Here is a 14,330-nt window from a genome sequence, read left to right as displayed (position 1 = left end):
AGCAGCGGTAAGGGGCGGTTCCCGGTTGTGGTGGTAGCGCTCTCAGGTGTGCGATCGTCCCAGGAGATCACCCCGAGAAAGAGGACCCACCCTCGTGAGCGCCCCCACCAGTCCACCCGTAGCCCCGGACACCGCATCGCCGACCCTGCGGACGGTGCGACTCGCCCGCAACGGCGTCGCTGTCACCTTCACCCTCAACGGGCTGGCCGTCGGCAGCTGGTTCTCCCGCGTCCCGGCGGTCCGGGAGGCGTTGGACCTCTCCGCCGGCCGACTCGGGTTGCTGCTGCTGGCGATGAGCGTCGGCGCGCTGCTCGCCATGCCCACCTCCGGCCTGCTCGCCCAGCGGTTCGGTGCGGCCCGCACCGTCACGATGGCCACCGTGCTGGTCGCCGTCGGCCTGACCGTGGCGGGGCTGGGCGCCACGATGACCGGGTCGTTCGCCATCGTCTCGCTCGGACTGGTCGCCCTCGGCTACGGCTCCGGCGCCTGCGACGTGGCGATGAACGTCGAGGGCGCGGCGGTGGAACGGCGGCTGGGCCGTACGATCATGCCCCGGTTCCACGCCGGGTGGAGCCTCGGTTCGGTGGCCGGAGCGGCGCTCGGCGCCGGAGCGGCGCGGTTCGACGTGTCGGTCGGCGCGCACCTCGTCGCGGTGGCGGTTGTCGTGTTGACCGGCACCGCGCTCGCCGCCCGGACGTTCCTGCCAGTGGGCAGCGATCACACCGGCGACCCGGCGGACGCCACCCCGGCCGCCCGTCGCCGGGCGCAACTCGCCGCCTGGCGGGAGCCGCGCACCCTGCTGATCGGGCTGTTCGTGCTGGTGGCGGCGTTCACCGAGGGTGCCGCCAACGACTGGTTGGCCGTCGCGTTCATCGATGGGCGGGACCTGAGCGAGGCCGCGGGCGCGGCGGTCTTCGCGGTCTTCGTGGTGGGCATGACCGTTGGACGCACCGTCGGCACCATCGCGCTGGACCGGTGGGGTCGGGTGCCGGTGCTCAGCGGCACCATCGGACTCGCCGTGGTCGGCGCCGGCCTGGCCGTGCTGGCGGGCTCCGGGCCGGTGGCCGTCATCGGCGTCGCGCTGTGGGGCCTGGGCGCGTCGCTGGGCTTCCCGGTCGGGATGAGCGCGGCGGCCGACGACGAGGCGCACGCGGCGGTGCGGGTGAGCGTGGTCGCGGTGATCGGCTACACCGCGTTCCTCGGTGGCCCGCCGCTGCTGGGGCTGGTCGGCGACGAGGTCGGCACCCTACGCGCGCTGCTGGCGGTGCCGTTGCTCCTGCTGCCGACCCTGTTGCTGGTGCCGGTGCTGCGCCCGCCGCCCTCCGCTGAAACTGCTCCGTCGGTAGTGAAGAACTAACCCACCTCGCCGCCGGGCGGTATCGGGTGCGCGGCCGACTGTGCCGCGCACCCGCACTGGTCACGGTCCGCCATCTCAGGCCCGCACGACGTGCACCAGAATTTCCTGACCGTCGCCAACCGCGCCGGAGAACCCCTCCGACAACGCGTCCGTGACCGTCAGTTGGAGCGCGAGGGTCTCGTGCGCGATGAGCTTCTGATGCGTGGAGATCGCCGCCGCGACGTCCGCGGGGGCGGCGATCGACACCGTGATCCGGTCGGAGACCTCGAAGTCGGCGTCGCGGCGGGCCTGCTGGATGATGCGGACGGCGTCGCGTGCGACGCCCTCGGCTGCCAGCTCGGGGGTGATCTCGGTGTCCAACGCGATCGTCGCGCCGCGCTGGGACTCCACCACCCAACCGGTGCGCGGAACCTCCGTGATCAGGATGTCGTCCAGGCCCACCTCGACCTGCGCACCGTCGACCGACAGTGGGTACGTCCCGTTCGCCCGGACACCGTCGACCAGGTCCCGGGGAGCCACGGCGGCGATCGCCTTCGCGACGTGCTGGGTGCGGTTGCCGAACCGGCGGCCCAGGGTCCGGAAGTTCGCTTTGACCTGCACGTCGATGACCCCGCTCTGGGCATCGAGCGGCTGGAGGACCTTCACGTTCAACTCGTCGCCGATGTCGTCGAGCAACGCCTGCGGGAGAACGGTGCCGGCCGGCAGCCCCACGAGCGCCCGACTCAACGGCTGACGGATCCGCAGACTGCTCGCCTTACGCGCGGACCGGCCCGCCTCGGCCAACGCCCGCGCCGTGGCCACCTGGGCCGACAACTCCGTGCTGATCAACGCGGTGTCGGGTGTGGGCCAGGTCGCCAGGTGCACCGACTCCGCAGCCGACTCGGCACCGCGCCGGACGACCTGCTGCCACACCTCCTCCGTGACGAAGGGAATGAACGGCGCCAGTAACCGCGTGAGGATGTCGAGGCACTCGTACAGGGTGGTGAGGGCGTCGGGGTCGCCCTCCCAGAAACGCTGCCGCGACCGCCGTACGTACCAGTTCGACAGGTCGTCGATGAAGTCGGCGAGCAGTCGGCCGGCGCGCGCCGTGTCGTAGTTCTGCATCCGTTCGTCGACGGCGGCCGCGAGGGCGTGGACCTCGCCGACGATCCACCGGTCCAACACCGGTCGCTGGGCGACCGGCTGCGCCAGGTGCGGCGCCCACGTCGAGTTCGCCGCGTAGAGGGAGAAGAACGCCGCAGTGTTCCAGTAGGTCATCAACACCTTGCGGACGATCTCGTCGAGTGGGCCGGGCCCGATCCGGCGCGGCGACCACGGTGAGCCGGAGCAGGCCATGAACCAGCGCACCGCGTCGGCGCCGTGTGTGTCCATCAACGGGATCGGCAGCAGGATGTTGCCCAGGTGTTTGCTCATCTTGCGGCCGTCCTCGGCCAGGATGTGCCCGAGGCAGACGACGTTCTCGTACGGGGACCGGTCGAAGACCAGCGTGCCCACCGCCATCAGCGTGTAGAACCACCCCCGCGTCTGATCAATCGCCTCGCAGATGTACTGGGCCGGGTAGGTGCGCTCGAAGATCTCCTTGCTGCCCGGCACGTGGGGGTAGCCCAACGAGGCGAACGGCATCGCCCCGGAGTCGTACCAGGCGTCGATCACCTCGGGGACCCGACTGGCGACCTGGCCGCAGTCCGGGCAGGCGAAGGTGATCTCGTCGACGTACGGGCGGTGCGGATCCAGCTCGGACAGGTCGGCGCCGGCCAACTCCCCGAGTTCCGTCCGGGAACCAACAGCTGTCACGTGGTTGTCCGGGCATCGCCACAGCGGCAGCGGGGTGCCCCAGTACCGGGAGCGGGACACCGCCCAGTCGATGTTGTTCTTCAACCAGTCGCCGTAGCGGCCGTGTTTGATGTGCTCCGGGAACCAGTTGGTGTTCTCGTTCTCCCGCGTCAGCTCGTCGCGGACCTCGGTCGTCCGGATGTACCAGGACGGCTGCGCGTAGTACATCAGCGGGGTGTGGCACCGCCAGCAATGCGGGTAGGGGTGCTCGAACGGTTCGTGCCGGAACAACCGACCAGACTTCTTCAGGCGGTCGATGAGCAGCGCGTCCGCGTCCTTGAAGAACACGCCACCGACCAGGTCGATGCCGTCGTTGAACCGTCCGTTCGGGGCGACCGGGTTCACCAGCGGCAACCCGTACGCGCGGCAGACGGCGAGGTCATCGGCGCCGAAGGCCGGCGCCTGGTGCACCAGGCCGGTGCCGTCCTCGGTCGTGACGTACTCCGCGAGGACCACCCGGTGCGCGTCCGGGATGTCCACCAGGTCGAACGGCCGCTCGTACCGCAAACCCTCCAGGGCCGACCCCGGTACGGTCGCCAGGATCTCCGCCTCGTCGCCGAGGACCCGCTGGGTCAGCGGTTCGGCGACGACGAACGTGCCCTGCCCGGTGCGGGCGAGGGCGTACGTCACAGCGGGATGTACGGCGACGGCGGTGTTGGACACCAGGGTCCACGGGGTGGTGGTCCAGATCAGCAGGTCGACACCGCTGTGTCCGGCTACTTCCCCGCGCAACGGAAACCGCACGTACACGGAGGGGTCGGTGACGGTCTCGTACCCCTGCGCCACCTCGTGGTCGGACAGGGTCGTGCCGTCGCGGGTGCAGTATGGCGCGACCCGGAAGTCCTCCGCCAGACGCCCGCCATCGTGGATCTGCTTCAGCGACCACCAGACGCTGTCCACGTACTCCGGGGACATGGTCTGGTACGGATGCTCCAGGTCGATCCAGTAACCCATCCGCTCGCTGAGCTGGACGAACTCGTCCACGTGCCGCAGCACCGAGGTGCGGCACCGGGCGTTGAACTCCGCGACGCCCATCCTCTCGATGTCCGGCTTGCCGCCGAGCCCCAGTTCCTTCTCCACCGCGAGCTCAACGGGCAGGCCGTGGCAGTCCCACCCGGCACGGCGCGGCACCGAGAAGCCCCGCATCGTCCGGTACCGGGGAAAGAGGTCCTTGAAGACCCTCGCCTCGATGTGGTGGGTGCCCGGCGTGCCGTTGGCGGTCGGCGGACCCTCGTAGAACACCCACGGCGGACCGTCGGCCGTCTGCTCCAGACTCCGGTCGAACACGTTGTTGGCCTGCCACCACTCGATGACCGCACGGTCCATCCCACCAAGGTCGATCTTGGTGGGCAGTGGCACGAATGGTGACTTCGACGGACCGTCCGGCACCGACGTTCTCCCTACACTTCACGTCCGCTCGCAGGGGCATCAGCTCACTGCCCACGCGGGGACGAAGCGCCGGGCGTATGGCCAGGACTCCGCGGTACCACCCCGCTTGCGCCTCGACGGTGCAGGCGCCGCTCAATTACGCGACGTGACGTGCCGTTACGTCCGGTTCTACTGGGGCTGTCGAACTGCCCGTTCTTCCGGAGGCTCCCCGGTGATGGCCGGATCGGTGCCGATGCCGCCCAGCATAGCTGTCCGTGCGCGCGGCCAGTGGCCGGAGCGCTAGGCGTGCAGCCAGACGCGGAGAGAGCCGGTGGTGGTGAAGCCGGCGGCGAGCGCCGGCGTCAGGTCCCTGGTGGTTTCGTAGCCGACCAGTGGCGCGTTCGGCGCGGTGGCACACACCGCGCGCCAAATGCCCCGGGAGCTGTCGGTGCGGGTGAACAGGTTGGAGACGCCGTACGGGCCGTCGCCGCTGAGCACCGCTCCGCCAGTGATCACACCCCGGTCGTCATGGCGAGCGAGCACCCGTACGCGGGGGTCGGCCAGGAGCGCGGGGCGGAACAGCTCCCCGCCGCCGTGGGCCGCCGCCCAGGCCACCAACTCGTCGGGTGTGGTGACCGGGGTCAGCGGCGTGTCCACAGGCGGTGCCGACGCTGGCCGGTGGATCCACTGGGCGTCGAAGAGCACCCGGAACCCGTACCCGGACAGGTCGAGGTCGGCGAAGCTGTCCTTCACCGACGCGCCGGGCCCCGCGTCGATGCGGGCCAGAACGGCCTCGGCGTCGACGCCCGGCCGCACTGTGACCGCGTCCGGGTACCACTGTGGCGAACGGTGGGGGACCGACCAGGCGTCGGCGTCGGTACGGCCAACCAGCCCTTGGCTGCCGCAGACGATGTCGCACCATTCGGCGTTGTTGCGGGCCGCCGTCGCCCTCGCGTCCATGGGCAGGATCGGCAGCCTAGGCGGCCCGAGGTGCTGTCAGGGGGCGTAGACCAGGTCCATCGTGTCGGCGTGCCCGGACCAGCGCAGGTCGAGGCGCCAGCAGCCGGCCTCGGGCAGATCGATGATCGACGGACCGGGGCCGCCGGGGACCTCCCGGATCACCCGGGTGTCCGTGCCGTCCAGCCTCGCGGTGATCACCAAGGTTGCGGGCGCGGTCGGGGCGGGCGAGGTCGTGGCGGCGCGGGCCACCCAGAGGATCTTGTTGTTCGAGCCATCCGTCCGGACCTGCCGCAGCGGATGGGCGAACAGCACCGCCACGATGTCACCCTTCGCGCCGAAGACGTGCGGAACCCGCGCGTCCCCGCTGAATCCGGCGTCCGCCCAGTCCGGCAGGGACCCCGTCTCGACCCGTGCCGCGCAGGCGGTCGCGGTGCCCGCCGTGGTGGCCGCACCCGCCGTCGGCGCCGCCCCGCTGGTTGTGATGGTGCACCCCGCCAGCAGGACCATCGAGGATGCCAGCATCAACCTGCCCCAGGAAACCATCTCGCCCCTTCCGGTACGCGTCGACGACTCGTCGCACCTTTCCGACACCGCCCAGGCCCGCCGGGTTCCTAGCCCAGTGAGCGGGCGATCTCGATCGCCTCGGCCTTGGTGAGGGTGCCCTCAAGCCGGTAGCTCACGTCGTTGTCCTGCCAGATCAGGGTCGAGCCGGCAAGTCGGGCGGTCTCCCGGCGGATCCCGCCCGCCCGGTCCACGTAGGACAACGCGTGTGGGCCGTCGACCCAGACGGCGAAGTCGCCGTTGACCTGGACCCAGTTCGCGCCCGGCGGGGTGACCTCCTTGTGGAAGGCCAGGTCGAGGCGACCGTCGAACGCGTCGACGCGCAGCGCGCCCCCGTCGTAGAGCAGCGTCGCCACCCGGTACCGGCCCGTGGCGTCCGGGTCGGCGACCAGCACCTGTTCGGGCGTGCCCAGCATCGCCGGCAGGCGGATCGGAAACCGCACCGCCCGTTGCGCCTCGTCCAGGACGACGGTCCGCTGCCCGGGCAACGGCGACGCGGTGCCGCCGGGCGGCGTCGGGGCGGTCGAGGTGGCGATGCTGACCCCGGCGAAGCGCAGCAGCCCCGTGACGACGTCAGCGATCGCCGCCCGCGTCGGCGGCAACAGCGCCACCAGCAGGGCGACGAGCGCCACCGCGGCGAGCGACCGCCACCGGCGCCGCCGGGGCGCGGGCGTGCCGAGTCGTACGCGGACGCGGGCGGTCACATCGGGCGGCTCGGGGGTGTCCAGCCAGGCGGACAGGTGGCGCAGTTCCCGTTCGAGGTCACCCATGCCGGACCTCCGCACGGTCGAGCAGGCCGCGTAGCTTCGCCAGCGCCCGGGACGTACGCGACTTCACAGTGCCCCGGGGCCAGCCCAGAGCCGCCACCGTCTCCTCCTCGGTGAGATCGAGGAAGAACCGGCAGACGATCACCTCACGGTCCCGTACCGGCAGTTGTCGCAGGGCCTGCACCAGCGACGCCCGGCGCTCCCCGGCGAGGACCGCGCCGACCGCGTCGTCCCCGGCGACCTCGGACGTCGGGTCCGCTGCCGCCGCCCGCAGGACGAGCCCGTCGCGCCGGCCACGAGAGCGGTGCAGGTTGCGGGTCTCGTTCGCGACGATCGCGAGCAGCCACGACCGGAAGGACGCGTCACCCCGGTAACGGGACAGCTTCCGGTACGCCTTCACGAACGCCTCCTGGATCACGTCCTCGGAGTCCGAGCCCGCGCCGAGCAGCACCGCGGTCCGGTACGCGGACGCGGTGTGCCGGGCGACCAGGAGGTTGTACGCCTCCAGGTCACCTGCCCGAGCGCGGGTGACGAGCGCCTCGTCGTCCAGGGAAGCCTCCGTTCGGATCACACTCATGACACCGCCCACCCGCCGCGGGTTCCACCCGGCTTTCCCGAGGTAGGTCAGCTCTCTCCCATCCGGCGCGCAGCGTATTGCCAGGAACCGGTGCTGCACTGGAGGGACGTCGAGGAGAGGGGCGGGGCATGAGCTGGTTCAACCGCCGGTCACGGGGTGCCGAGGCGACCCCGACGAAGCTGGACCGGGAGGCGACCCGCGACGACCTCGCGGCGCTGGAGGCGTTCGTCGCCACCCGGCGCGGGGTGGAGTTCTACCTGGAACCGGAGACGACCGCGACGGACACCACGGTGATGGCGATCGCCCACGACGGCGAGTGGATCCGCCGCCGTACCGGAACGCCCCGCGCGGCCGGGGCCATCGCCCGCAAGCACGCGGTGCCGCTGTACGAGGCGGCGCGCACCGGCTACCCGGAACGGATGCGGACCTGGAGCCGGGCCCACCCGGAACGCCACGCCCGCTGAGGCTGGGTCAGGCAGCATCGAGGGTTGAGCCGACCTGCTCACGCGTCATCGGCTCGGCGTGGCTCGAGACGTACCAGTGGTAGGTGCTGTCGAGCAGTCGCCGGACCAGGTCGACGTCGAGGCCGTCCTCCGGCCGGCGCAGGTGCGCCGGCGGCGGGTAGAAGCAGTCGCCCAGCAGCATCACCCCCGAGTCGGGCACCAGCACCACTGCCGAATCCGGTGCGTGCCCGCCGCCGACGTGGCGTAGCCGAACCCCGACCGGCAGCTCGTCCACGTCGGCGAAAGTCCGAGTTGGCGGCAGGATGGCGAAGTCTTCCCAGGACGCCATCGCGCGTGCGCGGGCTTGAAAGCTCGGGCGCAGGCGCGGATCGGCACGTACCTGCTCTTGCAGGTAGCGGTGGCTCCACGGCCGGGCGGCCTCGGCGCGCAGCAGCGACACCGCTGTCTCGTGCCCGACGATCTCCACCCCGGGCCAGGCGCAGGCGCCCCACACGTGGTCCCAGTGATGATGGGTGTAGACCAGCCAGCGCGGCTCCGGAAGCCCGGCGGCGACCAGCGCGGCCTGGATCTCGCGGGCGTGCGCGGGGCTCTGCCCGGCGTCGATCATCACACTGCCGCGTTCGTCGACGACGACGGCGACGCCGGCCTGGACCGCCTCCGGGTCGGGATCGCCCGGACAGAGCCAGACCCGGCCCGCAAGGTGGTGGAACTGCGGGGCGATCATGGTGATCGACCTCCGAGATTGATCGCGGACACTGGTGTGGCGTTCGCCGATCCTACGTGAGGGTGTCGGCCGGCACCGCCCTGCCGGAGGGTCGGCGCAGGTCAGAGCTCGTCCGGCCATCCTTTGCTCTGCTTGCCTATCTGCACCGGTGACCCTCCGTGCCCGGTGCGCATAGGTAAGCAGAGCAAAGGGCGTCGGGCATTGATCTGGGGCATTGCGTCGCGCGGAGCCGCGCCCGCACCAATCGTTGAAGCTCGATAAGTGCCGCCCGTCTGGCGGGGCCGGACCGGCGTTGACCGGCGGCGCGGCGGTGTGGCAGCATTCGCGGCCTGACGGCAGTGAAGGAAGTCGGTGCGAATCCGACGCGGTCCCGCCACTGTCACCGGGGAGCGATCCCCCCTCGTGAGTCACGGCCGTGTGTCTGCGGTTGGAAGGCCGGGGGAGAGCGTCGATCCGGAAGCCAGGATACTTCGGCCGTCGGGACGTACCCCAGGGCGTGGACACCCGAGGAGGACCCGATGACGCACGGCGTCTCATTCACCGACGATTACCGTCGTATCGCGCTGCAGGCAGTGCATTCCAAGGACACCGGCCACCGGCACCGCTGAGCTGATCGCCCGGCGCCGACCGGCCCCGACGCATGCGTCGGGGCGCCGTTCGCTCGGGCCGTCGTACCGGCTGACGCCGTACCCACCCGCATCGCCCCGGTCGCCCCCCGTGAGGGCCCAGGGCGTCACTTTCCGGAGCCTGCCGTGCGCATCCTGCTGCTGTCCACCGCCGACACCGACCTGCTGGCCGCCCGCGCCAGCGGTGCCGACTACCGGTTGGCCAACCCCGCCCGAGTCACCGCCGAGGAGGTGCCCGCCCTGCTCGACGGGGTCGCCCTCGTCGTCGTACGCCTGCTCGGCGGTCGGCAGGCGTGGCCGGACGGTCTCGCCGCGGTGCTCGCCACCGGCGTGCCGACGGTAGTGCTTGGCGGTGAGGCGCTGCCCGACGCGGAGCTGATGGCCACCTCCACAGTGCCGTCCGGGGTCGTCACCCAGTCGCTGGCGTACCTGGTGGAGGGCGGCCCGGACAACCTGGGGCAGCTGGCCCGGTTCCTCTCCGACACGGTGCTGCTCACCGGCGAGGGGTTCGCCGCACCCACGCCCACCCCGGCGTACGGCGTGCACGGCGAACACCCCGCCGACCCGAATCGGCCCACTGTGGGGATCGTCTTCTACCGGGCGCACGCCCTCGCCGGCAACACCGACTTCGTCGACGTGCTCGCGGACGCGGTCCACAAAGCCGGCGGCAACCCGCTGCCGATCTTCTGCGGCTCGCTGCGCGGGCTGACCGCGGGCGCCGGCCCACTCGGGCTCTTCGCCCGCTGTGACGCGCTGCTGGTCACGGTGCTGGCGGCCGGCGGTGCGGTCGCCGCGGACGCCTCCGGTGGCGGCGACGAGGACGCCTGGGACGTCGGGGCCCTGGCCGCCCTGGACGTGCCGGTCATCCAGGCGCTCTGCCTCACCAGCACCCGCGCGCAGTGGGCCGACAGCGACGCCGGCCTGTCCCCGCTGGACGCCGCCATGCAGGTGGCCATCCCCGAGTTCGACGGCCGGATCGTGTCGGTGCCGTTCTCGTTCAAGCAGATCGACGCCGACGGGCTCTCGGTCTACGCCGCCGATCCTGAGCGGGCCGCCCGGGTCGCCGGGATCGCGGTGCGCCACGCCCGGCTGCGGTACGTGCCGCACGCCGACAAGCGGGTCGCCGTGGTGCTCAGCTCCTACCCCACCAAGCACTCGCGGGTCGGTAACGCCGTCGGGTTGGACACCCCGGCCTCGGCGGTCCGGCTGTTCGCCGCGCTGGCCGAGGCCGGCTACGACCTGGGTGACGCGCCACCGCCCGACGACGGCGACGCGCTGATCCACTCGCTGATCGCCGCCGGTGGTCACGACGTGGAGTGGCTCACCCCGGAGCAGTTGGCCGCCGCCGAGGCCCGGATACCCGGGCCGACGTACCGGCGTTGGTTCGACCAGGTCCCGGCCGAGCTGCGCGAGCGGATGCGGGAGCACTGGGGTGAGCCGCCGGGCGAGCTGTACACCGAGGGCGGCGACATCGTGCTCGCCGGGCTGCGCTTCGGCAACGTGGTGCTGCTGATCCAGCCGCCCCGCGGCTTCGGGGAGAACCCGATCGCCATCTACCACGACCCGGACCTGCCGCCCAGCCACCACTACCTGGCCGCGTACCGCTGGTTGACAGCGCCCGCCGCGGACGGCGGCTTCGGCGCGGACGCCGTGGTGCACCTGGGCAAGCACGGCACCCTGGAGTGGCTGCCCGGCAAGGGCCTCGGCCTGGCCGCGGACTGCGCGCCCGACGCGGTCCTGGGCGACCTGCCGCTGGTGTACCCGTTCATCGTCAACGACCCCGGCGAGGGCACCCAGGCCAAGCGGCGGGCGCACGCCGTTGTCGTCGACCACCTGGTCCCGCCGATGGCCCGCGCCGAGACCTACGGCGACCTGGCCAAACTGGAACAACTGCTCGACGAGTACGCGACGGTGCAGGCCCTCGACCCGGCCAAGGTGCCCACCGTGCGGGCCCAGATCTGGGACCTGGTGCGCGCCGCCGAGCTGCACCACGACCTGCACGCCGAGGCGATGCCCGACGCGGACGACTTCGACGACTTCGTGCTGCACCTCGACGGGTACCTGTGCGAGGTCAAGGACGTGCAGATCCGCGACGGGCTGCACATCCTCGCCGACGCTCCCACCGGCGAGCCCAGGGTCAACCTGGTCCTCGCGGTGCTGCGCGCCCCGCAGATCTGGGGCGGCGCCCGGGCCCTGCCCGGCCTGCGACAGGCCCTCGCCGTCGCGTACTCCCTCGACGAGCAGGAGCTGCTCGCGTCGCCGGGACAGCGACTGGCGCTGCCCGCCGCGCTGACCGACGTGGTGGACGGGCCGGCCGGCACCGCCGCCGACGCGATCGACCTCATCGAGGCCCTCGCGCGGCGGCTGGTCGTCGGCATGGAGACCCTGGACTGGGCCGTTGACACTGTTGACGCGGTGGTGACGGAGGTGACCGGTCGGTCGGTCCCGGACGTCGCCGCGGTGCTGCACTTCGCCGCCACCGAACTGGTACCCCGACTGGACCGGACCACCGACGAGCTGACAAACACCCTCGGGGCGCTGGACGGCAGGTTCGTGCCGCCCGGCCCGTCCGGCTCACCCACCCGGGGCCTGGTCAACGTGCTGCCCACCGGCCGCAACTTCTACTCCGTCGACCCGAAGGCCATCCCCAGCCGCAACGCCTGGGACGTCGGGGTGGCCCTCGCCGACTCGCTGCTGGCCCGGCACCTCGCCGACACCGGGGTGTACCCCCGCTCGGTGGGGTTGACCGTCTGGGGCACCAGCGCGATGCGGACCCAGGGCGACGACATCGCCGAGGTGCTCGCGCTGCTGGGCTGCCGGCCCGTCTGGGACGACCGGTCCCGGCGGGTCACCGGCATCGAGGTGGTGCCGACCGCCGAGCTGGGCCGGCCCCGCATCGACGTCACAGTGCGCATCTCCGGCTTCTTCCGCGACGCGTTCCCACACGTGGTGGCGTTGCTCGACGACGCCGTCCGGCGGGTCGCCGCCCTGAACGAGCCGGACGAGGAGAACTACCTGCGGGCGCACGTCGCCGCCGACCTCGCCGAGCACGGCGACGAGCGGCGGGCCACCGCCCGGATCTTCGGCTCCAAACCCGGCGCGTACGGCGCCGGGCTGCTGCCCCTGATCGACGCCCGGACCTGGCGCAGCGACGCCGACCTGGCCGAGGTGTACGCGGTGTGGGGCGGCTACGCGTACGGCCGGGGCCTGGACGGGCGGGAGGCGCGCGCCGACATGGAGCGCTCGTTCGCCCGGATCGCGGTGGCGGTGAAGAACCAGGACACCCGCGAGCACGACATCGTCGACTCCGACGACTACTTCCAGTACCACGGCGGGATGGTGGCGATGGTCCGCCACCTCACCGGCACGTCACCGCAGGCGTACGTGGGTGACTCGGCGATGCCGCACGACGTGCGTACCCGCACGCTGGGTGAGGAGACCCGGCGGGTGTTCCGGGCCCGGGTGGTAAACCCGAGGTGGATCGCCGCGATGCGCCGGCACGGCTACAAGGGCGCGTTCGAGCTGGCGGCCACAGTGGACTACCTGTTCGGCTACGACGCCACCGCCGGTGTGGTCGACGACTGGATGTACGAGCACCTGGCCGCCGCGTACCTCTTCGACGAGACCACCCGGGAGTTCCTGGAGAAGTCCAACCCGTGGGCGTTGCGTGGCATCACCGAGCGGCTGTTGGAGGCCGCCGACCGGGGGCTGTGGGCCAAACCGGAGCCGGCCACCCTCGACCGGCTGCGCGACACGTACCTGGCCAGTGAGGGCGATCTGGAGGACCGGGCATGACGATCTACCCGTTCAGCGCGGTACTCGGCATGGCCGACATGCGGCTGGCGTTGCTGCTCAACGCGGTCTCCCCGGCGATCGGCGGGGTGCTGGTCCGGGGTGAGAAGGGGACCGCCAAGTCCACCGCCGTGCGGGCTCTCGCCGCGCTGCTGCCCCCGGTGCGCCGGGTGGCCGGCTGCCGTTTCGGCTGTGACCCGGCCGAGCCCGACCCGGCCTGCCCGGACGGCCCGCACCCGGCCGACGCCGACGCCGAGACCCGCCCGGCCCGCCTCGTCGAGCTGCCGGTGGGCGCCGCCGAGGACCGGGTGGTCGGCGCGCTGGATCTGGAGAAGGCGATCGGCGAGGGCGTACGCGCCTTCGAGCCGGGCCTGCTCGCCGCCGCGCACCGGGGTGTGCTCTACGTCGACGAGGTCAACCTGCTGCACGACCACCTAGTCGACCTGCTGCTCGACGCGGCGGCGATGGGCCGCAGCCACGTCGAGCGGGAGGGCGTCTCGGTCAGCCACGCGGCCCGGTTCCTGCTGGTCGGCACGATGAACCCGGAGGAGGGGGAGCTGCGCCCGCAGCTGCTCGACCGGTTCGGGCTCACAGTGGAGGTGGGCGCCAGCCGGGACCCGGAGATCCGGGTCGAGGTGGTCCGTCGCCGGCTGGCCGCCGACGCGGACCCGGTCGGCTTCGCCGCCCGCTGGGCCGACGCCGACGCGGAGATCGCCGGCCAGGTGGCCGCCGCCCGCCGCCGACTTCCCGGGGTACGACTGCCGGACGCCGCGTTGCGGCAGATCGCCGAGGTGTGTGCGGCGTTCGACGTGGACGGGATGCGGGCCGACATCGTCACCGCCCGGACCGCCCTCGCCCACGCCGCCTGGCACGGCCGGGACCGGGTCACCATCGACGACGTCCGGGTGGCGGCCCGGCTGGCGCTGCCGCACCGTCGCCGCCGCGACCCGTTCGACACCCCGGGGTTGGACGAGAAGCGCCTCGACGAGGCGTTGCAGCGCGCCCAGGACGCCCACCCCGACGACCCGGACGACGCCGGCCCGGACGACAGTGGCCCGCAGGGCGGTGGCCCGGACGGCGGCGGCCCGCAGGGCGGCGGCCCGGCCGGTGGCGGCGGCCCGAACGGGGGCGGTCCGAACGGAGGCGGCCCAGACGAGGGCGGCCCGAGTGGTGGCGGACCGCAGGGCGGCGACGGCGTCGACCACTGTGAACCCGGGACGGCCGGGCACTCGGCGGCGCGGAACGGCGCTGGCCCCGACGGGCGCACCGACGGCACCGACGGCTGGCCGCCGCGCCAGCCG

General features: G+C 72.4%; 10 protein-coding genes and 1 riboswitch. Of the genes, 4 read left to right on the top strand and 6 right to left on the bottom strand.

Features of this window, described 5'->3' with window-relative positions; all coding sequences use genetic code 11:
* The first annotated feature begins 94 nt into the window (after positions 1-94).
* Positions 95-1,357 (top strand): MFS transporter, encoded by a 1,263-nt coding sequence (locus ABZ794_RS32695; RefSeq protein ID WP_238688810.1) that lies wholly within the window; start codon positions 95-97, stop codon positions 1,355-1,357.
* 75 nt (positions 1,358-1,432) lie between these two features.
* On the opposite strand, the gene ileS is transcribed toward ABZ794_RS32695, so the two are convergent.
* The 5 genes from ileS to ABZ794_RS32670 all read right to left on the bottom strand — a co-directional run bounded on the left by ileS (position 1,433) and on the right by ABZ794_RS32670 (position 7,423).
* Positions 1,433-4,579, bottom strand: a complete 3,147-nt coding sequence (ileS, locus tag ABZ794_RS32690) for an isoleucine--tRNA ligase (protein ID WP_308194361.1) — start codon at positions 4,577-4,579, stop codon at positions 1,433-1,435.
* 279 nt (positions 4,580-4,858) lie between these two features.
* A complete protein-coding gene (locus ABZ794_RS32685) occupies positions 4,859-5,518 on the bottom strand; it encodes a hypothetical protein (RefSeq protein WP_357519264.1) in 660 nt (219 codons plus the stop codon).
* Between the two features lie 36 nt (positions 5,519-5,554).
* Positions 5,555-6,040: a hypothetical protein gene (locus ABZ794_RS32680; protein WP_357519262.1), complete on the bottom strand. Its 486-nt coding sequence runs from the start codon at positions 6,038-6,040 to the stop codon at positions 5,555-5,557.
* An 89-nt stretch (positions 6,041-6,129) separates the two neighbouring features.
* A complete protein-coding gene (locus ABZ794_RS32675; RefSeq protein ID WP_210786343.1) occupies positions 6,130-6,849 on the bottom strand; it encodes a hypothetical protein in 720 nt (239 codons plus the stop codon).
* Positions 6,842-7,423: an RNA polymerase sigma factor gene (locus ABZ794_RS32670; RefSeq protein WP_210786344.1), complete on the bottom strand. Its 582-nt coding sequence runs from the start codon at positions 7,421-7,423 to the stop codon at positions 6,842-6,844. Before ABZ794_RS32670 ends, ABZ794_RS32675 begins: the two co-directional genes overlap by 8 nt.
* A 128-nt stretch (positions 7,424-7,551) precedes the next feature.
* On the opposite strand from ABZ794_RS32670, the gene ABZ794_RS32665 reads away from it, so the two are divergent.
* Positions 7,552-7,887, top strand: a complete 336-nt coding sequence (locus tag ABZ794_RS32665; RefSeq protein WP_124771482.1) for a hypothetical protein — start codon at positions 7,552-7,554, stop codon at positions 7,885-7,887.
* 7 nt (positions 7,888-7,894) lie between these two features.
* Here ABZ794_RS32665 and ABZ794_RS32660 read toward each other — a convergent pair whose 3' ends face one another.
* Positions 7,895-8,611 (bottom strand): MBL fold metallo-hydrolase, encoded by a 717-nt coding sequence (locus ABZ794_RS32660; RefSeq protein WP_210786345.1) that lies wholly within the window; start codon positions 8,609-8,611, stop codon positions 7,895-7,897.
* A gap of 341 nt (positions 8,612-8,952) precedes the next feature.
* A riboswitch (cobalamin riboswitch) is annotated at positions 8,953-9,082 on the top strand.
* A gap of 281 nt (positions 9,083-9,363) precedes the next feature.
* Here ABZ794_RS32660 and cobN point away from each other — a divergent pair.
* Positions 9,364-13,032 (top strand): cobaltochelatase subunit CobN, encoded by a 3,669-nt coding sequence (gene cobN / locus ABZ794_RS32655; protein ID WP_357519258.1) that lies wholly within the window; start codon positions 9,364-9,366, stop codon positions 13,030-13,032.
* Positions 13,029-14,330 (top strand): ATP-binding protein (locus ABZ794_RS32650; protein WP_357519256.1); only part of this gene is annotated, 1,302 nt, incomplete at its 3' end. The genes cobN and ABZ794_RS32650, both read left to right, overlap by 4 nt.

Origin of the sequence: Micromonospora sp. NPDC047187 (assembly GCF_040643355.1) — a bacterium.
GTDB classification, from domain to species: domain Bacteria; phylum Actinomycetota; class Actinomycetes; order Mycobacteriales; family Micromonosporaceae; genus Micromonospora; species Micromonospora salmantinae.
Note: the sequence above shows the minus strand (reverse complement) of the source record. Positions and strands in the feature narration are given on the sequence as shown.